Here is a 23,398-nt window from a genome sequence, read left to right on the forward strand (position 1 = left end):
TCGCTGCTCGCAACGACGATGAGTGAGTTACTTCCCCCACCGCAACGCCAGCGCATCGCGCTCCTTCGCGAGCTCCAGCAGCCCGGCCCGCGTCGCCGGGTGCAACGGCTGCAGCGGATGCCGCACCGTGTCCGACTTGATCACGCCGCCGGCCTGCATCATCGCCTTGCAGGCGATCAGGCCGCATTGGCGGTTCTCGTAGTTGATCAGCGGCAGCCAACGTTCGTAGGCGGCTTTGGCCTCTTCACGCTTGCCGGCGAAATAGGGATCGACGATCTGGCGGATGCCGTCGGGATAGCCGCCGCCGGTCATCGCGCCGGTGGCGCCGGCGTCGAGATCGGCGAGCAGCGTGATCGCCTCCTCGCCATCCCAGGGCCCCTCGATATCGCTGCCGCCCGCCCCGATCAGGCTGCGTAGCTTTGACGCAGCGCCTGGAACCTCGATCTTGAAATAGCGGATGTTGGAGAAATCACGCGCCAGCCGCGCGAGCAGCTCTACCGACAGCGGCGTGCCGGCGACAGGCGCATCCTGGATCATGATCGGAATTTTGATCGCGCCCGACAGCACCTTGAAGAATTCGACGACGCCTTTCTCGGGCACGCGGAAGGTGGCGCCGTGATAGGGCGGCATGACCATGACCATGGCGGCACCGGCCGCCTCGGCCTGCTGGCTGCGCGCGGCGCAGACGGCCGAGCTGAAATGCGTGGTCGTGACGATCACGGGAACGCGGCCCGCGACGTGCTCCAGCACCGCATGCATCACGGTCTCGCGCTCCGCATCGGTGAGCACGAACTGCTCGGAAAAATTGGCGAGAATGCACAGACCATTCGAGCCTGCGTCGATCATGAAATCGATGCAGCGGCGCTGTCCCTCGAGGTCGAGCTCGCCGCGCTCGTCGAAGATGGTGGGTGCAACCGGGAACACGCCGCGATAGGGGCGCTGGGCCTTGTGTTGGGGCGTGACCGGCATCGAACTCTCCATCCCTGATATCTCTTACATCTGCCGCGGCGCTCGCGCAGCGTCACAGATGTACCCGCCGCGCGCATCTGCGGCAATGCCGATCGCGCGACGTAGGGAGGGAAGATTGTCGAAGTTATGCGGTCCTCACCGCGCCCAAAAAGCCCTCGACCGCCACGCGGAGACGATCGGCGTCGGCGGACATTTTCGACACGGACACCGACAGCACCGAACCGGCATTGCCCGTTTCCTGGTTGAGCCTGGCGACGCTGCCGATGGTGTCGGTGACCTCGCGGGTTCCCTGCGCGGCCTGCTGGAAGTTGCGGGAGATCTCGGTGGTGGCAGCGCGCTGCTGTTCGACCGCTGCCGCGATCGCCGTCATCTTCTCGTCGATGCCGCTGATCGCGCCGCCGATCGCGCGGATGGCAGTGACCGCCTGGCCCGTCGCGCCCTGGATCTCCGCGACCTGGCGGGAGATCTCTTCCGTCGCCGTCGCCGTCTGCGAGGCGAGGCTCTTGACCTCGCCGGCGACCACGGCGAAGCCGCGGCCGGCCTCGCCCGCGCGCGCAGCTTCGATGGTGGCGTTCAACGCCAGCAGATTGGTCTGTCCTGCAATGGCATTGATCATCTTCACGACCTCGCCGATGCGGCCAGCGGTCTGATCGAGGATCTCGACCGTCGCATTGGTCTGCGCTGCCTGCGACACGGCTTCACGGGCCTCGCGTGCGCTGGCCTGCACCTGCGCGGAGATCTCGCCGACGGACGCGGAGAGTTCTTCGGTTGCGGCCGCGATGGTCTCGAGATTGTTGGTGGCCTGTTCGGCGGAGGACGAGACCGCCGCGGTCTGGCTGCTCGATTCTGACACCAGCGAGCGCACGTCGGTCGCGGTGGCATCGAGCTCCTTCGTCGACGCCGCAACGCTGTGAATGACGGCTTGCACGGTGTCGTCGAAACTGCGGCAAGCCGCATCGACGGTACCGGAGCGGGCGAGCTGCAGCGCCTGCTGCGATTCGCGTTCCCGGCCCAGGCGTTCCGCGGTCGCCGCGCTCTCGCGCAAGCTTTCGAGCGCGGCGGCCATGGTGCCGAACTCGTCGGGATACCTGGATTGCGGGACGGGCGTCGCGTAGTCGCGGGCGCTGATCTTGGCGATAGCATCCAGGATGGCACGCACCGGGCGCATGAGGCGGTTGCGGATCACGTACACGCCGGCCAGGGTCACGGCGAGCGCGAGCAGGAACGCGAGCGACTGCACGACGAGATTGGTGAGCGCCCTAGCCTGCACCGTCTCCGCCCGGACGATCGACTGGTCGAGCGCCTTGTTCGCCACCGCGACGATGGACGCGAAGGGTGACTGACACAGCGTATTCCATTCCGCGGCGGGCATCGCGGGCTTGCCGCTGCCGTCGAAATTCTTGGTGAGGTCGCCGATCTGCTTGAGGGCACCGTCGGTCTTGGCCTTCGCGTCCGTCGCTGCCGTCACCAGCTCCGCCGCTACGCCCGGCGCAGCCAGCAACTCGGCCATGCCCGCCCAGCCGGAGGTGATCGTGCCATCCCATTGCGCCACTGACCGCTTCTGAACGTCGTCGAGCGGCTTGCTGCCGTTGACGTTGGAGCGCAGCGACGAGCAATGGATTCCATAGCGATCGCGCACCTGCCAGGCGAAGCGCCGGACCTGGATCATGCGTGCGATGAAGGGGTCGTCCATCCAGGCACGGTTCGACACCGCGGTGGAGGCGAGGTTGGCCGTGTCGATCACCTTCGTGACGGCGTCATACCAGGAGTTGGTGCGCTCGATCTTGCGCTCGGCACGCGGACGCTTGGCCTCGTCGTAGAACAGCTGGAATTGCGGCGCCGCGGCGCTCCAGCCCTGCTTCAATGTGCCGGCGAGTTCGTCGCGGCGGGCGAAGTCGACGGTGGCAAGCGCGGCTCCGATCGCGTCATAGCCGCCCTGCTCGGCCTTCTCCGCCGCCTCTAGTTTTGCTCGCGGATCATCCTCGCCGAGAATCGCGCTCTGGGCATCGCCACGATTGTTGCGCAGCGCCAGCACGCCATGGAAGATCGCCTTGTCGGCCGCGGCAAGCCGCGCGGTCTCGAGGCTGTCGCTATAGCGGCCGAACGCCCCGACCATCTGGATCGCCGTGGAGGCCAGCGCACCCGCGGCCAGCAGGGCCATCAAGGTCAGGAGGAGCGAACTTACCGATTTCTTAAACATTGCCATGGTGTCGGGGGCCTATTCTTTCGAGCGCCACCTTGCCCGCGACATGCCAATGTTCCGTTAAGGTTTTAATCGAATTGTCGTGAGTTTCCCGGCCCGACAAGCCTTCCTGCAGCCCGGACTTCACGCAACTTTCGTGAAATCCGGCGGGCGGCGCTCCGCAAATGCCGTGAAGGCCTCGCGCGCCTCGGCGGTACGCAGGCGCAGTCCGAACTGCTCGCCTTCGGCATTCATCTGCGCGACCAGCGCCTCGCCATTGCGCATCAGCTTCTTGGTGGCGGTGAGCGCGCCGGCCGGCTGACGGGCAAGACGCTGCGCCAGCGCGAGCGCTTCGGCATCGAGCTTGTCGAGCGGCACCACGCGGTTGGCGAGCCCCCATTCCAGAGCGGATTTGGCCGGCACGGTCTCGCCCAGCGCGAACATCTCGTAGGCCCGCGCGTAGCCGATGCGCGCCGGCATCAGCAGGCTGGAGGCGGCTTCCGGCACAAGCGCAAGGCTGACGAAGGGCGTCGACAATTGCGCGTTGTCGGCAAGCACGACGAGATCGCAATGCAGCAGCATCGTGGTGCCGACGCCGACGGCGCGGCCCTGCACCGCCGCAACCAAGGGCCGGGTGCAGCGCGCCAGCGACTGGATGAAGCGCACGACGTTGCGGCTTCCTTCCGACTTGCCCGCTGCGACCGCGGCGAATTCGCCGACGTCGTTGCCGGCAGTGAACATGTCGCCTTCGCCGCGGATCAGGATCACGCGGGCCGACGCATCCGACTCGGCGGATTCGATGGCGTCGGCAAGTATGCCGTACATCGCATCCGTCAGCGCGTTCTTCTTGTCGGGGCGCGCCAGCGTGAGCGTGAGAATTCCGCCGTTGTTCTCGATCCGGACTTGGTCAGTCATTCGTTCGCTCCTCTTGGGAATTTATCCTGAATGCGCGTCAGCCAGCGCGCGACGACGTCGATCTCCGCGCCGGTAAATCCTTCCGTCAATGCCGCATTGACCTTTGCTGCGCTGGCCTTCGCCTGCGCCAGCGCCGTTCGCCCCTTCGGCGTCAGCCAGACGCGCCAGGCGCGACCATCCTCGTGATCCGCGCGCCGCTCGACCAGTTTAGCCGCCGCCGTACGGTCGACCAGCCCCGAGATGCCGGCCGGCCCCATGTCGAGCGCCGCGGCGGCCTCGCCCATCAGGACGCCGTCCTGCTTGCCGAGGATGAACAGGAGTCCTGCCTGCGCCGGCGTGACCTCGCTCGAAGGCTGCCCCGCCATCCAGCGCTGCAAGCGCCGCTGCGCGACGCTCAGCAGGTAGATCAGCCGATGATGCCCCCCGCCGACTTCTTTATTTCGCATGCGAAATATATAATCGAAGCGGCCCGGAATGTCAAAGGACGGCAGCTGGATCGATGTGCCACGGCATCGTCGAGCAACAGCGCCGCACCGGCGCACCAGAACCTCACCCACCAATCGCAATTAGTCGCCGCCGCCCAGCTTGACGATCGCTTCTTTTTGTTCCCTATTCGTTCTATTCAATCATAGATTGTATCGAAGACCTTTCGTGATGAACAGTATGCGTGGCGAGAACCAGCCGACCCAGCTCGTAATTCATAATGACGATGATACGCCGGACCAATTCGTGATGGATCTGCTTCGGCAGGTTTTCGGCAGATCAGACCGTGAAGCGACCGCGCTCATCACCCAGATCGAGCAGAAGGAAAAAGCGGTTTGCGGGCCTTACCCGCAATCGGTTGCCGAAGCCCTTTTCAAATCTGCGCAACAATCCATCGAATTGGCCGGCCACCAACTGCAGGTCACGCTAGAGGCGGTCAAGACTCCTTGCGAACTCTGTGGCAAGCCTGAGGGACAGACCGACGTTCGTATCGGCGACCGAACGGTCTGGCTGTGCAGCGACTGCATGCGTGCGGCGGATGAACCCTCGAACGAACAAGAGGAAGATTTCGACTTTGCTTGCGACGTTCTCGATTGGCACCTTGCCAGCACCGCGCGCAGCAAACTCGTGACCACGATCCGCCAATTTCCCGGCCACATGCGGGTCGATCTTCAAGCCGCGGTCGACCGGCTCTTCGGCAAGGCCATCCGGCTGGTGGGACTGAACGAGGAGCAGCGCTACGAAACGCTGTCGATCCCACGACTGCTCAAGGAGGGCCGCTATGCGATCGCGATTGCCCGCTGCAATATTCCGACGTCGATGTAGGCGAGAAGAGCCCGGTCAAGTGTCTGGATAACGGACTATGGCTGTGTGAGCAGGATCATCTCCGCTATGCGGTTTTGCTCTGCGCACACCGCGAATACAGTCGCGAGCCCGGCATTCGGATCGAGATCCTGGTGCCTTCAGGTTCCGCAGGCGCGGCTCTCGTCCAGCAATGCTTCAATGAATTGGAGGAAGCCGTACAGGCTGCGCGGACCTATCGCGGCAAGATCCTGTCGCTCGATGCCGACTCCGACTATCGCGGTCGCTCGCGCGGCATCACGGTGCATCGCTTGCCGCAGGTCGCGCGCGACGAGGTGATTCTGCCGGAGCAGACCCTGCGGCTGCTCGATCGCAACGTTCTGACCTTCGTCAACACCCGAGACCAATTGCGCCGGCTGGGTCAATCGACACGCAAAGGCATCTTGCTGTACGGGCCGCTGGGCACCGGCAAGACCCACACGATCCGCTATCTCGCAACGCATTTGCCCGGGCATACGACGTTGATCATCACGGCCGAGCAGATCGGTCTGCTCGGCGCCTATATGAGCCTGGCACGCCTGCTCCAGCCGTCGATGGTGGTGATCGAGGATGTCGATCTCATCGCCCGCGACCGCGATGACATGGGGCCGTGTGCGGAATCCATGCTGAACAAGCTGCTCAACGAGATGGACGGGCTGAAGGAAGACGCCGACATCCTGTTCGTTCTGACCACCAACCGGCCGGAGGACATCGAGGGAGCTCTCGCGGGTCGCCCCGGCCGCATCGATCAAGCTATCGAAGTGCCGCTGCCCGACGAGACCGGCCGCGGCAAGCTGGTCCGGCTCTACGGCAGGGGACTGCCGCTCGAGGGGGCGGTGATCGCGGAGGCTGCCCGACGCAGCGAGGGCACCAGTTGCGCCTTCATCAAGGAGCTGATGCGGCGGCTGGCGCAAGGAAGCATCGCACGGGACGGCGGCAACACCGTGATCTCCGCCGATATCGACGAAGCCCTTGACGACATGCTGTTCTCCGGCGGCCGGCTCAACGCGCAGCTGCTCGGCGGCGCGCAGGCAATGGCCGCCGGGTGACGCTCCGAAGTGGCGCGCCGGCTACGGCGCGCAGGTGAAGCTCGCTGCCTCCGTCACCGGACCGCTCTTGTAGTGCGGCCAGGCCGGCCAGCGGCACAGCGGCAGCGCGCGAAGCGTCGCAAAGGACGGCGCTTCGACCTTCTGCTCGGCGACTTCCAAATCGCCGGGCGCCTTGCCCTTTTCGACCCAGTCGACCAGCGCGCTCAGCATGTCGACATTGGCCGGCGCGCCGGAGCCGACATGGTCGACCCCGGGCGCGGTGTAGAGCCGCGCGAATTCGGCCGTCTCGGCCTTGCCGAGCTTGCGTTCGACGCTCTCGAAATAGCGGATGCCGGCATAGGGGCTCTGCGCGTAGTCCGCCATGTGTTCGAGCATGATCAGCCGGCCGCCGCGAGCGCGGAAGCGGCTGAGGTCGGGATCGGTGGAATCCATCAGGCTGGAGACCTCGAGCAGCCGCCCCTTGTGCTCTTCGGGCTTATAGGTCGTCACGTCGAGCTTGGGATCGCGCGCGAACACATATTGGATGCCGCCGGCACCGTAGATCCAGGCGATGCCGTTATTGGGCGCAGGCGGCTGCGCAGGAGACGCCGTGCCGAGCCACCATGCGACCCAGCCGCCGGTCGGCCCAACCGCCGGCGTATCCTCGCCCGACACGCCCCAGCCCGGATAATCATCGAGACCATTGGCGAGGGGAAACGGGAATTTGTAGGTCGCATGCAGGGTGTCGATCGCCTTGATCTGCGCGTCGGTGAGGCATTGATCGCCCGTCTTGCCGCTCGCGCAACGCAGCGTCTCCGCCTTGAACGCCGCCTTGCAGGACACGGGATCTTGCACCAGCGCGTCGTCGGAGCCGTCGGCCTTGTCGCAAGCCGCGCGCACGGCGTCGCCGACGAGCTTCACCTGCGCCGGATTGATCCAGCCATCGCCCATGGTCACGAGACCCGAGCGGGTGCCGGCATGCTGCAGGCCGACCCAGTTGATGACGGGCACGCGGGCAAAGATGCCGTCGAAATCATCGGGATAGCGCTGTGCCATGGTGAGGCCTTCGCGGCCGCCTTCGGACGACCCCATGAAGTACATTTTCTCAGGCCTCTTGCCGTAGGCGCGCTGCATCAGCGCGACGGCGGCATCTCGTACCTTCTTGTAGGCGCGATGGGCGAAATTCTCGAAGGCTTCGTCGTTGAGCGCGAACAGTTGCGGCGGCTCGCCCGGCTTGGACTCATGACCGGAATCGGTCCCGTAGGTGACGAAGCCGCGCGCGAGCGGCGACGGCTTGTCGAAGGGATAGGCCGGCGGCAGCGTCAGGCCCGTGATCAGCACGCCGTTGAATCCGCCCCCGCCATATTGCAGCGAGCGGCCGTTCCATTCGACGGGAAGATTGACCTGAAATCTGATCGGCGGCGCCTTGGGATCGGTGGGATCGATATGGCCGAGCACCTTGCAGAAGCCGGGATTGGCGGGCGTGACGCGCCCCGACGGCGTCGGGCCGCGTTCGGCGACGGCCAGTTGCGACGGCGCCAGCAACGTCGCCGAATCGATCTTCACGGCGTCAGTGCCGCCGACCAGGCCCTTGCAGACGGCGTCCGCATCCTCGGCCAGCGTCACCGCTGCAGCGGAGTTCGCGCCCAGTGCAGTCACTGCGCCCACGAGCAATACACACAGCTTCGCACGCCCTTGCGCCATCGTTTCCCCCTGCACTTTCTGTTCTCGTTCGTTCCGCCAGCAGGCCGTATTCAAGGCGCCTTCCGACCGGCCGTCAATGACGCTAGTGCTCAAACACCAGCCGCGCGCCGACAGTGCCCTCGAGGCTGCGGATCTGCTGCAGCAGCGCGCCTGAATCCTGGCCGCCGAGGTCGGCGTCGAGCACGACGTAACCGAGGTCGCCGGAGGTCTCCAGATATTGCGCGGCGATATTGATGTCGCGCTGCAGGAACACTTCGTTGAGCCGGCGCAGCATGCCGGGCACGTTGCGATGGACGTGGCTGAAGCGCGCGCCGGAGGGGCGCAGATGCAACTGCACCTCCGGAAAATTCACCGCCCCCGTGGTCGAGCCGGTGATGAAGAAGTCGACCAGCTTGCGCGCTACCTCGCCGCCGATGCGCTCCTGCGCCTCCTCGGTCGAACCGCCGATATGCGGGGTGAGGATGACATTGCCGAGGCCCTGCACCGGGCTCTTGAAGCGATCGGAGTTCGAGGACGGCTCGACCGGAAACACGTCGATGGCGGCGCCCGCGAGGTGACCGTCGCGCAGAGCTCCCGCCAGCGCATCGAGATCGACGACGGTGCCGCGGCTGTTGTTGATCAGGAGGGAGCCGGGCTTCATCGCCCGCAGCTCCTTCTCGCCGATCATCCCGGCGGTCTCCGGCGTTTCCGGCACATGCAGGCTGACGACGTCGCTCTGCGCCAGCAGCTCCTCCAGCTTCTCGACCGGCTCGGTGTTGCCGTGGCGGAGCTTGTCGGTGCGGTCGAAATAGATCACGCGCATGCCGATCGCCTCCGCCAGGGTCGAGAGCTGCGAGCCGATATTGCCGTAGCCGATGATGCCGAGGGTACGGCCGCGTACCTCGCGGCTGCCGGTCGCCGACTTGTCCCAGCCGCCCTCATGGGCCGACACCGAGCGCGGGAAGATGCGCCGCAGCAGCATCACGATCTCACCGATCACGAGCTCGGCGACGCTGCGCGTGTTGGAGAACGGCGCGTTGAACACCGGAATGCCGCGCTTGCGCGCCGCCAGCAGATCGACCTGGTTGGTGCCGACGCTGAAGCAGCCGACGGCGAGAAGCTGGTCGGCCGCTTCCAGCACCTGATCGGTGATCTGGGTGCGCGAGCGGATGCCGAGCAATGACACGCCTTTGAGCGCCCGCCGCAAATCCTCGCCGTCCAGCGCCTTGGTCAGGCGCTCGACATTGGTGAAACCCGCCGTTCTGAACAGGTCCACGGCGCTGTCGTTGACGCCTTCAAGCAGCAGCGCCTTCGCGCTCCGCTCAGGGCTTTGGCCTGGGACTGACATGAAATCTCCGTGGGTCACAGCTTCGCCGCAGCTCATAGACCGCGGGGGATGCGCAGCACAATAGGGTTCGGATACGGGGAGAAGATGGCGGGCGCTCGTCAGATCACGTAAAACCCGTGCGTGCCGTCCAGACGCAATTGTTCGACCAGGCCATACTCCCAGTCGAGATAGTCCTGCATCGCACGCTCGTCGACACCGGTGCCTTCATAGGGGCGGCGGTAACGGTAGGCGGGGTCGGGCTTGGGCAGGACGTGCGGCGGACCGATTTCGAGCGCGCCGTCATAGCCACCTTCCCGCACATAGACCTCCCAGCCCATCTGCGCGAGCCAGGACGCCGTCATGTCGGCGCGGACGCCCTTGTCGTCGGTCAGCGCGATGCGCGCGCCGCGCACCGGTGCGGCCATATCGGTTTCCTGGACCAGCTGTCCGCCGGGATAGTGACGAAACCCCGGGAGATGGCCGGCGGCATATTCCTCGGCGTCACGCACGTCGAAGCGATAGAGCGTGCGATCGGTCTGCGCGACAAGCCCAGCCATCTCGCTCGCACCGATGTGGCGCACACCGGCGCGATAGGCGACGTCGCGCGCATTGGCCGGGCCGCCCTCGAACGGCCCGATCGCGCCACGCCGGTCGGCACCGTGGTCGAGCGTATGCCGCGCCAGCGTCCAGCCGATGGTTCCGTTGCGCAGCGCCCGGACCTTGTTCGGCACGCCGGCATTGATCAGCGATTGGGTGCCGATGATCGAGCGGGTGCGGCCGGCGCAATTCACGATGATGGTGGTGTCGACATCGGGTGCCGCCTGCCCTGCCCGCAGCACCAGCTCCGCGCCGGGCACGCTGACCGAGCCCGGGATGTTCATGGTGGCATACTCGTCGAAGCGGCGCACGTCGAGGATCGCGATGTTGGCCTTGTCCGCGATGAGTTTTGCCACCTCGTCGGCACTGAACGACGGGGTGTTCCGGCGCGATTCGACCAGCTCGCCAAAGGCTTTTGAGTAGGAGTTGACGTCCTCGAAGATTTGATAGCCGGCGTCGCGCCAGGCCTTCAGCCTGCCATCGAGCGCGCGGACATTGGTATAGCCGAGCGCGGCCAACCGCTCGGCGCCGGCAGTGACGAGGCCCTCGCCGTCATCATAGAGCACGATCGCCACGTCCTTGCGCGGCAGCCGCACCTCGGCTTCGATCCCGATCCGGTCCGCGGCCATGTTGGCAGCAAACAGCGGATGTCCCGTCGCGAAACCAGCCTCGTGCCTGAGATCGAGCAGAGCGATCTCCTCGCGGAGCAGCAGTGCCCGGCGGATATCGGCGGAAGTGACGGTCGAAGGCTTCATGAGACAGGCAACCTTGGGGGACTTGAACGGGACTGGTTCTTGAATGATTGCCGGCCGGTTGGCCAGCCCGATCCGGGGGGTATGGCTCCGACCGGCGGGCGCGCCCACCGTGGTCCCCGGCTGAAAATCGTTTCGTATGCCGCGCTTGAGGGCTAAAGTTCCGAATCGTCTGGGGGGCGCAATATGAAAGTGCTAAATTCCTGGTGGTGTTTCTGGCGCTTCCGGGCGTCGCCATGGCCGCGCTCACCTATGCCGAACGCAAATCGCAATTCGAGCGGGCAATGGCCTCGATCATGGCCGCAGCGACGCCGGCCGTACACCCAACGCTTCGCGACACGCTGATCAAGGACTATCTCGCCTGCAAACCCAACAAGGGACAGGCCGTGGAGCTCGTCAATGCGAGCTACCTTCGGACCTGCGAACAGGACGACGCTTCGGCGACGGGAGACCGTGCACTGGAATCCTGTCAGCTTCGCTACGGCAAGCCATGCGCCCTGCTGGCGGTCAACGAGGAAATCGTCGCTGAAGGCGAGCTCGCGTCGAGAGACATGCCGCGGCTGCATTATGCAGGCAAGTACGACTTGTCGCAGATTCCAATCATCCGGCGGATCACGCGACAGCGCCCTGACGTGCAGAACTACGACAAGGCCATGGAGCCCAAGGCGATCGCGATCCATCCCTGGGGTAAGCTGTTCATCTCGGCAGGGGACCCCAGCCTTAAAGACGCCCAGACCTCCGCGCTTGCGAAATGTAACAGCGATCCCGCGCGGAACGGCCGGGATGGCGGCTGCTTCGTCTACGCCATCAACAACGACATCGTCCTCGACGAACGGCGCATGCAGGCGAAGTGATACGACGACGGCGGCTCACCCGGGCAACACCAAGCCCTGTCGAAGCAGTCCGCCCGTTCACTCGCCCGGCACGAGCTGCCCGAGCGGTGACTGGGCCGGCCGCCGCAGCTTGCGGCGCGACAGATAAAGCAAAATGCCGGTGACCACGAACAGCGGCATCAGCGCGGCCGCGATCATAAACGCAAGTTTGCCGGGCCAACCCAGAATCGCACCGCGGTGGATGTCGAGCACATTCGCAATGATCTTCTCACCGAACACCTTGTCGGCGTAGCGTTCCGCAGAAACGAATTGGCCGGTAACGGCATCGACGCGGAATTCGTCGCGGGTGGTGTCGAGGGTCGAGTCTTTCCCCCAGGAGCGGATCCGGATCACCGTGCCCGGACCGGCGGGCAACGTCAGCAACGCCTTGGAGAAGCGGCTGCCCTCTTCGTGCAGGAAGGCGCCCCACGCGCGATCAAAGCCGATCGGCTGTGCCGTCTCGCTGGCGCCTGCAGGCATCTTCGGCTGCATCTTCGCCGAGGCGGCCTGCGGGCGCGACAGCAACCAGACGGCACCGTCCTTGTACCAGTCGAACGAGTACCACAGCCCGGTCAGCGTCATCACCAGATAGACCGGCAGGACCCAAGTGCCGATCACCGCGTGCAGCGAGCGATGGAGGCCGCGTCCGCTGAGGCCGAGATTGGGCTTCAGCCACATCTTCGCGCTGCCTGCACGCCGCGGCCAGCGCAGCACGAGGCCCGAGATGAGCATCACGATCAAGCCGAGCGCGGCCACGCCCGTGATCTGACGCCCCCAGCCCTTGGCGTCGCCGGGAATCAACAGCCAGCGATGCAGCTTGCGCACGGTCGCGAAAAACGCTTCGCCGCGAGGTGCGCCCAACACGCGCGCGTCATAGGGATCGACATAGAGCGAGGACGGCCGCGCGCCTCGTTCGTCGCGGGCGAAGCGCACATGCACCGCGGCGGACGGATCACTTGCTAGCGTCACGGCGGAGACCTTGCCGACATCCTGCGCCGCAGACAGGCGCGCAACCAGTTCGTCCGGCATCAGCGCCGGTGACTGGCGCGGCGCGACCTGCATGATGCCGGCGTTGAGATGATCGACGATCTCATCCTCAAAACTCATGATCGCGCCGCTCAACGCGATCACAGCAAGCAGCAGCGCGAGCACGAGGCCGGCGATGGAATGGACCTGGTGGAGGGCGGCCTTGATCGCGCGCCAGCACTCACGCATCGGCGCCGGTCCTTCTGATCTGCACGACCGGGAAATCGGCTTCCTCGCGCCACACTGTCATCGCTAGAACTTCACCGTCGTCGACAGAGATACCCGGCGCGCGTCGCCGATCGCGACGTTTAAGGCGTTCCCGGTGGTGGACGTATAATAGACCTTGTCGAACAGGTTCTTGACGTTGAACTGATAGGTCACCGGCAGATTGTCGACTTTGGTGTCGTAGGTCGCAAAGATGTCCGCGACGGTATAGGCCGGCATGAAGAACGTGTTGGCGGCGTCGCCCGGTCGGTCACCGACGTAGTGCGCGCCACCGCCAAGCCGCAGACGTCCGGGCAGCGCATCGCCGAAATCGTAGACGAGATAGAGCGAAGCCGTGTTCATGGCGGCGTTCAGGAGCTTGGCGTTACCGACAGCGGGATCATTGATCAGCCGGGCATCGGTATACCCATAACTTCCGATCAGGCTCCATTGATCGGCTAGTTTGCCGGTCACGTCCAATTCGACGCCGCGCGACCTGGCCGCGCCGGAGGCACGCGCCGCCGACTTGCCTCCGCCGATGTCATCCAGCACCAGCACATTCTTCTTCTGGATGTCGTAGACGGCCAGGGTGCCCGACAGCCGCTTGTTGACATCGAACTTCAGACCGGTCTCCCATTGCGTTCCTTCTTCAGGCGCGATGGTGGAGTCGACGACAAAGCCGGTGGTGAACGCCGCGATGACCGATGTCGGCTTCAGCGACTGCGTATAGCTCACGTAATAGGAGAGCTGATCGTTCAGCTTGAAGATGACGCCGCCTAGCGGCAGCACCTTGTCACCCGCCAAATTGGTGTTTGTGATGAAGTTGGGCCGGCCTTTTCCCGCGAACTGCTCGTATTCCATCCAGCGCACGCCTCCGACCACGGACAGCCAGTTGGTCAGATGGAAGGTGTCCTGGGCGAAGAAACCGCGGGTGCCGAGCTTGTCCGTCTGCTCGCTGTCCACTGGCGAAACGGTCGTGCCCGGCACGACCAGCCCGTAGATCGGGTTGTAGAAATTGAAGCTCGCCGTCGCCTGCCGAATCAAATCGTGGCGGTCGATCGTGCGATAGAGCGCCTCGCCTCCGAACAAGATCTCGTTTCGGAAGCCGCCGACCCAGACGTCACCCTGCAAATAGGAGGTGCCGTAGCTGGCGTTGCTCAGCGAGTTACGCGTGCCGTCGTTGCTGCGGGTCTCGACGCCAGTCGTCGCGTTGACGCCGGTGATGCGAAGTTGGTTGGCACTGAACGTCTCGGTGTTGTAGCTGTAGGCTGCGGTGACCTTCCAATTGTCGTCGAGCTTCTGCTCGACCGAGGCCTGCACCAGGTCGGAGATGCCCCACATGTTGTTGAAGGGCTCGTCGAGCCGGCGCGTCTTCGGGATCGCCAGCGGAGCGCCCTTGACGAAGGCAGTGCCGCGGTCGAATGGGTAGATGAATTCGCGGTGCTCATAGGTGAGCTGGACCGTCGTGGTGTCGCCGTACCAGGCCAGCGACGGGTTCACCAGCATTTCCCTGTGGCGGCCGAAATTGCGCCAATAGTCCTCGCTGACGCCGTAACCGACGAACCGATAGGCAAGGCCTTGGTCGCCGATCGGACCGGTGATGTCGAGCGTGCCGTCGGCGCCGTTGCGATTGTTCGCGAATGTCGAGCCGAGCAGCGTGACCGAACCGTGCTGGTAGAGCTCCGGACGCTTGCTGATGGTGTTGACGATGCCGCCGGGATCCATGATGCCGTAGAGCAGCGAAGCCGGCCCCTTCAGCACCTCAACGCTTTCGACCGCGGCGTTCAGGCTGCGCCCCTGCACCAGCGGCATGCCGTTGCGCATGATCGAGCCGTCGCGGTTGTCGCCGAAGCCACGGCGGATCACGGCATCCTGGGTGCCGGCGAGCGTGTTGGTCTGGGTGATCCCGCTGATGTTGACCAGCGCGTCGTCGATATTGCGTGGCAGTTGGTCCTTCAACACCTGCGCGGGCACGACGTTAACGGATTGCGAGGTGTCGAGCGGAGAGGCCCCGCTGCGCAGCGTCGTCGCGCTCGGCATCGCGCGGTAGCCGAGCTTTGCGGCTTGTTGCGCGGCGGCATCAGCCGCGGCGCGTTCCGATGGCGTCGGAGCCGCGGGGGTGGTCGCATTGCGGCTGCGCTGACGTGCGGCCGCTTGCGTCCGGCGTTGAGATGTTTCCGATGCGCGCGCCGTTTTCGGCCGCGGCGCCGGCGCTTCCACCGTCACCGGCGGCAGTGCGGATTGGGCCTGCGCGGTCGCCGAGCTGGAGAAAAATTCGGCGAGCAGCACGGCCGCTCCGATGAGAAGAGCCGCGCGGCTGTCGCCGGCAGGCGTTCGGCGGCCGCTGACGCGCTGGCCGTCCAGATAGACACGCACTTTCGATTCACTTCCAGGTCAGACGCAGAAGCTGGCGCGTCTAACAGCCGCTGTGCGTGAAGAGAACCGCAAGCGGACTTGAATCGCTCTAGTGTTGAATGGTTCTAGGCTCTAGTCGCGGTATTCGGCAATCCTCGATTGATTGCGCAGCGGTCGCGACACGCAGCGCGCGAATTCGCGGCAACTTGTCACGGTTTTGCGCGTTCTCACGCGATAGCGGGAGCCGTCAGCTCGTCGAGCTTCCGCTTGAGCGCGGTGCCGTCGGACAACGCCCGGAGCGGCGGCCGCACGCGCAGCCAGCTCGCATCGCCCGTCTGTGCCGCGAGGATGGCTTTCAACGTCGTGAGGAAGGATGGTGATTTCACCACGATGTCCACGGCAGCCTGCATGCGTGCTTCGACATCCTTGCCGTCGATCATCGCCTTGACCAGCTCCGGCGCGATGTTGGCCATGCCGCAGATGGTGCCGGCACCGCCGGCGGCGATCGCGCGGGCGATGTCAACTTCGTTGCCGACGGTGATGGCGAGCTCGGGAGCGGCGGCACGGAACGCCTGGAACTGCTTGAAGTCGCCGCTGGAGTCTTTCAGGCCCGCAACGACCTTGCCGTAGCGCTTGCGCAAATTCGCGGCGACGCCGGTCGGGATCGCGACACCCGAGATCTGCGGGATATGATAGAGGTAGGCGCGCAGGCGATCGTCGGCGACGCGGTCGAGGATCGCCGCAAACGCATCCTCGATACCCTCAGGGGTGACGCTGCGGTCGAAGTAAGGCGGCAGATACAGCACGTGACGCAGGCCGAGACCGAGCACGGCGCGCGTCAGAGCGATGCTGTCGCTGATCGCGGGGAAGCCCCCGCCGATTCCAATGCGGTCCGGCGCGACGCCGGCCTTGAGCACGGCTTCGATGGTCGCGACCCGTTCGGCGACATTGAACGAGGTGCCCTCGCCGGTGGTGCCGAACAGCACGACACCGTCGACGCCCTTGGCGAAGAGTTGCTTGGCGTGGGCGGCGAGCTTTGCGGAGTCCACGCTGCCGTCCGTCGCCAGCGGCGTCGCCGACGCCACCCAGAACCCGCGAATTGCCTCGGTCATCACACCAGCCTTGTTTTTGCTTTACTTTCTGCCTTGTACCTTACATACAACAAACACGCAAACCCTTTCCGCCGTCATGGCGGACATAACACGCAGCCAGATTCCGAGGAGGTCTCGCATGAACATGGTGACCCCCATCGAGCGGCCCGACCAACTGTTCGGCGCCCTGCGCGACAGGCTCGGCGCGGCTGCTGTGCTTGTCGGCACCGACGTGCCCGCGCGCAATTGCAACGACTGGAGCGCGAGCCTGCCGCAAACGCCGCTGGCGGTGATCCGCCCGGTCGACGCCCAAGGCGTGGCGGATGCGATCGCGACTTGCCGGCAGGCACATCTGCCGTTCGTGCCGCAGGGCGGATTGACCGGGCTGTGCCGCGGCGCATCTCCTGAAGCAGGCTGGGTCGCGATCTCGCTGGAGCGCATGAGCGGCATCGAGGAGATCGATCACGCCTCGATGACGATGACGGTGAAAGCAGGTACGCCGCTTCAGACGATCCAGATGGCGGCTGACGAAGCCGGGTTCTTCTTTCCGCTCGATCTCGGCTCGCGCGGCTCCTGCGCGATCGGCGGCAACCTCTCGACCAATGCCGGCGGCAACCGCGTGATCCGCTACGGCATGACGCGCGAGTTGGTGCTCGGGCTCGAAGTCGTGCTGCCCGACGGCACCATCATCACCAGTCTCAACAAGCTGATGAAGAACAATGCCGGCTATGATCTGAAGCATCTCTTCATCGGCTCGGAGGGCACGCTCGGCATCATCACCCGCGTGGTGCTGCGGCTGTTTCCAAAACCGCGCTCGACCATGGCCGCGCTCTGCGCGCTCGAGGACTATGCCGCGGTGATCGCGCTGCTCGGCGCCGCGCGAAGCGGGCTCGGCCCGCTGCTGTCGGCATTCGAGGTGATGTGGCCGGACTATTGGGACGTGATCACGAATCGCGCCGGCGTCAAGCCGCCGGTCGCGGCAGGCCACGGCCTCTACGTGCTGGTCGAAGCGCAGGGCACCGACGAGAGCCTCGACGCGCCGCGCTTCCAAAGCTGGCTCGAAGAGCTGATGGAGCGCGGGTTGCTCGCCGACGCTGCCGTGGCGCAATCGCTGACGCAGACGCAAAGCTTCTGGCGCGTGCGCGACATCTGTGCCGAGTTCGGCCAGGTGCTGGGGCCGCACATCTCCTACGACATCGGCCTTGCCGTGGCGCGGATGGACGAGTTCGTCACGCGCTGCAAGGCGGCGCTCGCAAAGGGCATCGAGGGATGCGAGAGCGTCTATTACGGCCATATCGGCGACGGCAATCTGCATCTCGTCTCCTGGGTGACTGGCCTTGCCGTCGAGCAGCAGCCGAAGGAAGCGATGGACGCGATCATCTACGGTCTCGTGCGTGAGATGGGCGGCAGCGTCTCCGCCGAGCACGGCATCGGCACGCTGAAGAAGAAGTGGCTGGGTCATGCCCGCAGTGAGGTCGAGATCGCGCTGATGCGGACGCTGAAGGCCGCGCTCGATCCCGATCATCTGCTCAACCCAGGCAAGGTGATCTGAGAGAGCCGATGCGACCGCTGAAGCTCGATGCACCGAAATCGCTGTCGCAACGGGTCGTGCAGCGGCTGCGCCAGGCCATCATCGACGGCGAGTTCGCGCTGGGTGCAGCCATCTCGGAGGAGATGGTGGCAAACTCCTTCGGCGTCAGCCGCACCCCGGTGCGCGAGGCGATGGGTCAGTTGCAGGCGCAGGGCCTCGTGGTGATCCGCCCGCAGGTCGGCAGTTTTGTCTTTACGCCAAGCGCCGAAGACATCACAGCGCTCTGCACGTTCCGAATCGCGCTGGAGCCCAAGGCCGCCGAGCTCGCCTTCCATCATGATCGCGCCGGTGCGATCGCGACGATGAGCGAGGCGATCGCGGCGATGGAGCCGGCGATTGCGGCCAGGGACAATATCGCCTACGGGCGCGCCGATGCCGCCTTTCACGAGGCGCTGTTCGCCCATTGCGGCAACCGCTATCTCGCCGAATCCTATCAGCTCGCATCCAGCCGCGTCGCAGCACTGCGCACCAATTTGACTTCGCCGATCGACGTGCGCACACGCACGTCCTTCGACGAGCATCGCAAGCTGCTCGATCTGTTCGCCCGCGGCGAGTTCGCCGCCTTCGCGACGCTGATGACCACGCACGTCACCAATTCGGGCGTGGTCTACGCAAAAGCGCTGCAGGTGGATTGAGCGCTGCTACCGCGCATTTTTCGTGCCGGGCCTGTCCAGAAAATCCAGCGCGGTGTTGATCTGTTCGAGCTGGTGTTCGATTTTGTCGCGGTCCTCGACCGTGGGCGCCTTCTCGAGCTGCTCAACCAGCTTCTGCTTTCGAAGCAGCAAGTTCTCTATGACTGTACTCACGGCTCCCCCATCCGCCAGAGGCGAACATCGAGGCGATACTAAACCCCGGGCGCGAGCGCGCGCCAGCCGGGCCGGCGCAAACCCTGCATCAGAATGTTCGCGAGGGCAGTTGGTTCCTGCGCATGACCCGAGAAGGTGCACACCTGATGGCGGCGCTCGCGAACGGTTAACGGGTTCGCACGCCCGGGCTGCCGGCCAGGAACCGCATCTTTCACGCGCCTGTCGGTTGTATTCGCCGTCTCGGAGTCCTATGCGTAGGCGCCATGGACATCCAGATCATCGCCGCCGAAAAGCCCCTGATGGCGCAGGCACGCCCGCACGAGCCGGCGCCATTCCTCCCGATGAGCCGCGCCGAGATGGATGCGCTCGGCTGGGACGCCTGCGACATCGTGCTGGTGACGGGCGATGCCTATGTCGACCATCCCAGCTTCGGCATGGCCATCATCGGCCGCCTGCTGGAGGCGCAGGGTTTTCGCGTCGGCATCATCTCGCAGCCGGACTGGCATTCGGCCGAGCCGTTCAAGGCATTGGGCAAGCCAAAAGTCTTCTTCGGCGTCACCGGCGGCAACATGGATTCGATGGTGAACCGCTACACCGCGGACCGCCGCTTGCGCCATGACGATGCCTATACTGCGGGCGGCGAAGGCGGCAAGCGGCCGGACCGCTGCACCGTGGTCTACGCGCAGCGTTGCCGCGAGGCGTTCAAGGGTGTCCCGGTCGTGCTCGGCGGCATCGAGGCCTCGCTGCGCCGGATCGCGCATTACGATTACTGGTCCGACAAGGTGCGCCGTTCGGTGCTGGCCGACGCCAAGGCGGACCTGCTGCTCTACGGCAATGCCGAGCGCGCCGTCGTCGAAGTGGCCAACCGTCTTGCCGCCGGCCAGGCGCCGCGCGAGCTCGACGACATCAGGGGCGTCGCGCTGTTCCGCCGCGTGCCCGACGATTACACCGAGCTGCACGCCGACGATATCGACTCCGCCGACGAAGGCGCTTCGCGCACCAAAGGCTTGACCGTGATCCGTCTGCCGGCGCTGGAGCAAGTCGAGCAGGACAAGGAGGCCTATGCCCGCGCGTCACGCGTGCTGCACCGGGAGAGCAATCCCGGCAATGCGCGGCCGCTGGTGCAGCGTCACGGCGATCGCGATCTCTGGCTCAACCCGCCGCCGATCCCGCTGACCAGCGAGGAGATGGACGCGGTCTACGATCTTCCTTACGCGCGCGCCCCGCATCCGTCCTACGGTGACGCGAAGATCCCGGCGTGGGACATGATCAAATTCTCGGTGACGATCATGCGCGGCTGTTTCGGCGGCTGCACCTTCTGCTCAATCACCGAGCACGAGGGCCGCATCATTCAGAACCGCTCCGAGGGCTCGATCCTGCGCGAGATCGAGAAGATCCGCGACAAGACGCCCGGCTTCACCGGCGTCATCTCGGACATCGGCGGTCCCACCGCCAACATGTACCGGATGGCGTGCAAGGACCCGAAGGTCGAGGCGGCGTGCCGGCGGCCGTCCTGCGTCTTCCCCGAGATCTGCCCGAACCTCAACACCTCGCACGACGATCTGATCCGGCTCTATCGGAAGGTGCGCGAGACCAAGGGCATCAAGAAGGTAATGGTGGCCTCCGGCGTGCGCTACGACCTCGCGGTCGAAAGCCCCGAATACATCAAGGAGCTCGTCACCCATCACGTCGGCGGCTATCTGAAGATCGCGCCGGAGCATACCGAGCGCGGGCCGCTCGACAAGATGATGAAGCCCGGCATCGGCGCCTACAACCAGTTCAAGCGCATGTTCGATGCCGCGGCCGAACAGGCCGGCAAGAAATATTATCTGATCCCGTATTTCATCGCGGCGCATCCGGGCACGACCGACGAGGACATGATGAACCTCGCGCTCTGGCTGAAGAAGAACCGCTACCGCGCGGATCAAGTGCAGACCTTCCTGCCCTCGCCGATGGCGACCGCGACGGCGATGTACCACACCGGCGTCAACCCGCTGCGCGGCGTGCGGCGCGGCGGCAGCGACAAGGTCGAGGCCATCAAGGGGCTGCGCCAGCGCCGCTTGCACAAGGCGTTCCTGCGCTACCACGACCCCGACAATTGGCCGGTGCTGCGTGAAGCCCTGAAAGAGATGGGCCGCGCCGACCTGATCGGCTCGCGCCCCGACCAGCTGGTCCCCGCGCACCAGCCGCCCGGCACCGGCAAGGCCGCCGGCACGCGGCGACCGGTTCGTCCAGACGGCAAGACCCAGCGGTTCACGACCAAGAATCTGCGGGTGATGAAGTAGCGGGCGAGCCGGGCCAGGTCCGGTTCATCCTCGCACTGTCGTGCTCTCAAAACAAAAACCTCGAAAACAACCCCATGCACAGTAGCCGGCATGAGCGGGATCAATGACTTAGGTGCTTTGCGAATCCGTTGAATCCGCCGGGCAAGATAGCGAAAAACGAAAATTAGGTTTTGGCGAAATATTGACTCGTCGGGCAAAACAGGCGCACGATGCCATTGTCGCGGCACGCGTGACAGGGCGAGCCCCAACCGCTACTCCGGATCGATATCCTCGAGCTTCACGCCACCTCGCGCGCAGGCTCGAAACAATCGTCCTCAGACTTGAATCCATTCAACACAGCAGACTCGGTGCGCGCCCGGATGCGCTGGGGAGCGTAGTCGTAAACGCGCTAGCTCGCGGGGTAGCCGGTGTCCGCTCTGTCCGCGAAACCGGACATGGCCAGTCCGGCTTTGTGAGTCAGCTTCGGGCCAGCAGCGGAAGTGCTGGCTCTGCGTTGCTGCTGACCTAGTTTACTTTCTCATCGGACCTAGAAGGTCCCCAAGCATATGCCTCTTCGGGGCTGCTAAACGCTCGTATGATGGGTTCGGAGAAGCCAAGCACCTCGTAGCAGTAGTCGCCTCCGACAAAGGAGAAGTGCCGCGGCTTCCGACCGACCGGATCGGTCGCAGCGTAGGCTTTCAGCAATGCCGAGTTCTCAGCTTCTTTAACGTAGACTCCGCCGTCGTAGCGGCCAGTTGTTTTGTCCCCGTGATCGGCGACCGAATAGATCATTTCTTCGATGCCCGAATAGATCTCGCAGGACATTTCGATGCCGTAAGCGCGAAGGCCGGGGTTCGGTGCCACCACGATGAGATAGAGAACGCCGCGCCAAAGGCCTTGATCGAAAACAAAAGGTGGGCGTTCGATGCCATCGATTATCGAAGGGTAGGGCCGCCATTTGATAGTGGAATCAGGAAACAATTGGAGTCCTTTTCGGTTTGAAAGTTGCGTCATGCCGACAACAAGGCGCTGGGTCAAGATTGTCGCAATGGCCAGAAGCAGACCTCGCAGCTCATTGGGCTTTCTATTCCGACGTCGAGGGCGGAGTGGACCTCTCTTCCCCTGGGAGAAAAGGTGGCGTCACCCGAACTGCGCGACCACGGCCGACCACAGACGCCAGATTTCGGGGGACTTTTCATCGACGGCGGTCTGCACCATGACCAGCTTCGAGGGCGGATCAACGAGGATGCGCTGCCCGAGGTGCCCCAAGAGCGCGAATTGCCGTCTGCTGCCGGGAAACAGGTAGACCTGATAGCCGTACCCGAACCCTCCCTCGGCTTTTGCCAGATACGTCTCGGAGGCAAGCACCGTGGTCGCATCAATCATCCACTGTGCCGGTATTATCTGTTTGCCTTCCCACGCTCCGTTGTGGGCCAGCAGACGGGCGAGCCGCGCGTAATCGCGCAGTACCGCATTGAAGAACCCGTGCGCTACCTCACGGCCATCCGCATCAATCAGCCATTTGGCATCCGCTTCCGTGCCGATCGGCTGCCAAACTTTTTCCTGGAGATAGCCGCACATTGATTGACCGGTCGCGTAATGCAGCACGAGACCAAGCACGTCCGTCTCGATACTGGCGTAATGGAATCGCGTCCCCGGCGGCGCGATCCGTTGGTTGAATTGCGCGATGCTGGCAACGGTGCCTTTTTGGGAAAACCAGTGTTTGCGCACCATGTCGCCCCACAGGCGATCGAGGTCGTCTCCGCTGCCTTTCGCTTCATCGTTCTCTTCACCGAACTTCACGCCAGACGACATGTGCAGCAGCGCGCGGATCGGCGTTGCACCGTATTCCGTGCCCTTCAAGCCGGGAACATAGGTCTCCGCAGCATCGTCGATCGACTTGATCGCGCCTTCCGCGGTCGCGATCCCTACCAGCATGCCAGTGATAGATTTTGCCATCGACTGCGATATCAGCCGGTCTCGATCGGTGCGGCCGTACTGATAGCACTCAACCAGAATCCGGTCGTCCTTAGCGATCAACAGGCCCGTCACCGGATTGCGCGACAGATAATCCGCAAGCGAAGCGCGGTTTCCCTTGTACTGGTAGCTGACATCCGCCGGCGTTCGCTTGAATGGCCAGGATGTGGCCGCGCGATCGACGTGGCGTGTCGGGAATATCTCATCGTAATGACTGAATGCGCCGACGCGGTATTTTGGCGAGGCCGGATTGCCGGGCTGGAAGATCCTCCACCGGTCCTTGATCGGGTAGTTCTCGGCCGCGCCGTAAAGTTCGGCGTCCGGGCCATCGGGGAAAAAGGACGGACCACCACCGATTTCGGCAGCCCAACTCCATTTCGCCGGCGCCGCAACGCAGGTTGCCGCCAGTCCGGTCAGCATAGAGCGTCGCGAGAGT

At 64.6% G+C, this 23,398-nt stretch carries 19 protein-coding genes; 6 read left to right on the plus strand and 13 right to left on the minus strand.

Annotated features, from left to right (window positions below):
* Positions 1–27: 27 nt before the first annotated feature.
* From IVB45_RS34325 to IVB45_RS34340, 4 genes are all read right to left on the minus strand, one after another.
* On the minus strand, positions 28–969 hold the full coding sequence (locus IVB45_RS34325; protein ID WP_247357698.1) for a dihydrodipicolinate synthase family protein: 942 nt from the start codon (positions 967–969) through the stop codon (positions 28–30).
* 124 nt (positions 970–1,093) lie between these two features.
* Positions 1,094–3,175, minus strand: a complete 2,082-nt coding sequence (locus tag IVB45_RS34330; protein ID WP_247357697.1) for a methyl-accepting chemotaxis protein — start codon at positions 3,173–3,175, stop codon at positions 1,094–1,096.
* 120 nt (positions 3,176–3,295) lie between these two features.
* Positions 3,296–4,066, minus strand: coding sequence for an enoyl-CoA hydratase (locus tag IVB45_RS34335; RefSeq protein ID WP_027565760.1), 771 nt, complete (start codon positions 4,064–4,066; stop codon positions 3,296–3,298).
* Positions 4,063–4,512, minus strand: a complete 450-nt coding sequence (locus IVB45_RS34340; protein WP_247357696.1) for a MarR family winged helix-turn-helix transcriptional regulator — start codon at positions 4,510–4,512, stop codon at positions 4,063–4,065. Before IVB45_RS34340 ends, IVB45_RS34335 begins: the two co-directional genes overlap by 4 nt.
* Before the next feature lie 208 nt (positions 4,513–4,720).
* On the opposite strand from IVB45_RS34340, the gene IVB45_RS34345 reads away from it, so the two are divergent.
* Both IVB45_RS34345 and IVB45_RS34350 read left to right on the plus strand, forming a co-directional pair.
* On the plus strand, positions 4,721–5,374 hold the full coding sequence (locus IVB45_RS34345) for an ATP-dependent Clp protease adaptor ClpS (RefSeq protein WP_247358115.1): 654 nt from the start codon (positions 4,721–4,723) through the stop codon (positions 5,372–5,374).
* A gap of 131 nt (positions 5,375–5,505) precedes the next feature.
* A complete protein-coding gene (locus tag IVB45_RS34350; protein WP_247357695.1) occupies positions 5,506–6,438 on the plus strand; it encodes an ATP-binding protein in 933 nt (310 codons plus the stop codon).
* Between the two features lie 21 nt (positions 6,439–6,459).
* On the opposite strand, the gene IVB45_RS34355 is transcribed toward IVB45_RS34350, so the two are convergent.
* The 3 genes from IVB45_RS34355 to IVB45_RS34365 form a co-directional block, all read right to left on the minus strand.
* A complete protein-coding gene (locus IVB45_RS34355; protein ID WP_247358114.1) occupies positions 6,460–8,121 on the minus strand; it encodes a tannase/feruloyl esterase family alpha/beta hydrolase in 1,662 nt (553 codons plus the stop codon).
* A gap of 82 nt (positions 8,122–8,203) precedes the next feature.
* On the minus strand, positions 8,204–9,448 hold the full coding sequence (gene serA / locus IVB45_RS34360) for a phosphoglycerate dehydrogenase (protein ID WP_247357694.1): 1,245 nt from the start codon (positions 9,446–9,448) through the stop codon (positions 8,204–8,206).
* Positions 9,449–9,546: 98 nt separating this feature from the next.
* The gene (locus IVB45_RS34365; RefSeq protein ID WP_247357693.1) at positions 9,547–10,779 is read right to left on the minus strand and encodes a rhodanese-like domain-containing protein; all 1,233 of its coding nucleotides are present in this window, start codon (positions 10,777–10,779) and stop codon (positions 9,547–9,549) included.
* Positions 10,780–11,012: 233 nt separating this feature from the next.
* Between IVB45_RS34365 and IVB45_RS34370 the strand changes: the two genes are divergently transcribed.
* Positions 11,013–11,630: a hypothetical protein gene (locus IVB45_RS34370; RefSeq protein ID WP_247357692.1), complete on the plus strand. Its 618-nt coding sequence runs from the start codon at positions 11,013–11,015 to the stop codon at positions 11,628–11,630.
* A 57-nt stretch (positions 11,631–11,687) separates the two neighbouring features.
* Here IVB45_RS34370 and IVB45_RS34375 read toward each other — a convergent pair whose 3' ends face one another.
* From IVB45_RS34375 to IVB45_RS34385, 3 genes are all read right to left on the minus strand, one after another.
* Complete coding sequence (locus IVB45_RS34375; RefSeq protein ID WP_247357691.1) at positions 11,688–12,863, minus strand: PepSY-associated TM helix domain-containing protein; 1,176 nt, start codon at positions 12,861–12,863, stop codon at positions 11,688–11,690.
* Positions 12,864–12,926: 63 nt separating this feature from the next.
* The gene (locus IVB45_RS34380; RefSeq protein ID WP_247357690.1) at positions 12,927–15,254 is read right to left on the minus strand and encodes a TonB-dependent siderophore receptor; all 2,328 of its coding nucleotides are present in this window, start codon (positions 15,252–15,254) and stop codon (positions 12,927–12,929) included.
* 206 nt (positions 15,255–15,460) lie between these two features.
* A complete protein-coding gene (locus IVB45_RS34385) occupies positions 15,461–16,345 on the minus strand; it encodes a dihydrodipicolinate synthase family protein (RefSeq protein ID WP_247357689.1) in 885 nt (294 codons plus the stop codon).
* Between the two features lie 118 nt (positions 16,346–16,463).
* On the opposite strand from IVB45_RS34385, the gene IVB45_RS34390 reads away from it, so the two are divergent.
* Both IVB45_RS34390 and IVB45_RS34395 read left to right on the plus strand, forming a co-directional pair.
* Positions 16,464–17,876 carry an FAD-binding oxidoreductase gene (locus IVB45_RS34390; protein ID WP_247357688.1) on the plus strand — a complete coding sequence of 471 codons (1,413 nt, stop codon included), beginning with the start codon at positions 16,464–16,466 and terminating at the stop codon, positions 17,874–17,876.
* Between the two features lie 8 nt (positions 17,877–17,884).
* Positions 17,885–18,550 carry a GntR family transcriptional regulator gene (locus IVB45_RS34395; RefSeq protein ID WP_247357687.1) on the plus strand — a complete coding sequence of 222 codons (666 nt, stop codon included), beginning with the start codon at positions 17,885–17,887 and terminating at the stop codon, positions 18,548–18,550.
* 6 nt (positions 18,551–18,556) lie between these two features.
* Here IVB45_RS34395 and IVB45_RS34400 read toward each other — a convergent pair whose 3' ends face one another.
* Positions 18,557–18,721 (minus strand): hypothetical protein, encoded by a 165-nt coding sequence (locus IVB45_RS34400; protein ID WP_197031097.1) that lies wholly within the window; start codon positions 18,719–18,721, stop codon positions 18,557–18,559.
* A gap of 263 nt (positions 18,722–18,984) precedes the next feature.
* On the opposite strand from IVB45_RS34400, the gene IVB45_RS34405 reads away from it, so the two are divergent.
* A complete protein-coding gene (locus tag IVB45_RS34405; protein ID WP_247357686.1) occupies positions 18,985–21,006 on the plus strand; it encodes a YgiQ family radical SAM protein in 2,022 nt (673 codons plus the stop codon).
* 504 nt (positions 21,007–21,510) lie between these two features.
* On the opposite strand, the gene IVB45_RS34410 is transcribed toward IVB45_RS34405, so the two are convergent.
* Positions 21,511–22,023 carry a hypothetical protein gene (locus tag IVB45_RS34410; protein ID WP_155809408.1) on the minus strand — a complete coding sequence of 171 codons (513 nt, stop codon included), beginning with the start codon at positions 22,021–22,023 and terminating at the stop codon, positions 21,511–21,513.
* A 102-nt stretch (positions 22,024–22,125) separates the two neighbouring features.
* Positions 22,126–23,382 (minus strand): serine hydrolase, encoded by a 1,257-nt coding sequence (locus IVB45_RS34415; RefSeq protein WP_027565773.1) that lies wholly within the window; start codon positions 23,380–23,382, stop codon positions 22,126–22,128.
* Between the last annotated feature and the right edge of the window lie 16 nt (positions 23,383–23,398).

The organism is Bradyrhizobium sp. 4 (assembly GCF_023100905.1).
Lineage (GTDB): Bacteria > Pseudomonadota > Alphaproteobacteria > Rhizobiales > Xanthobacteraceae > Bradyrhizobium.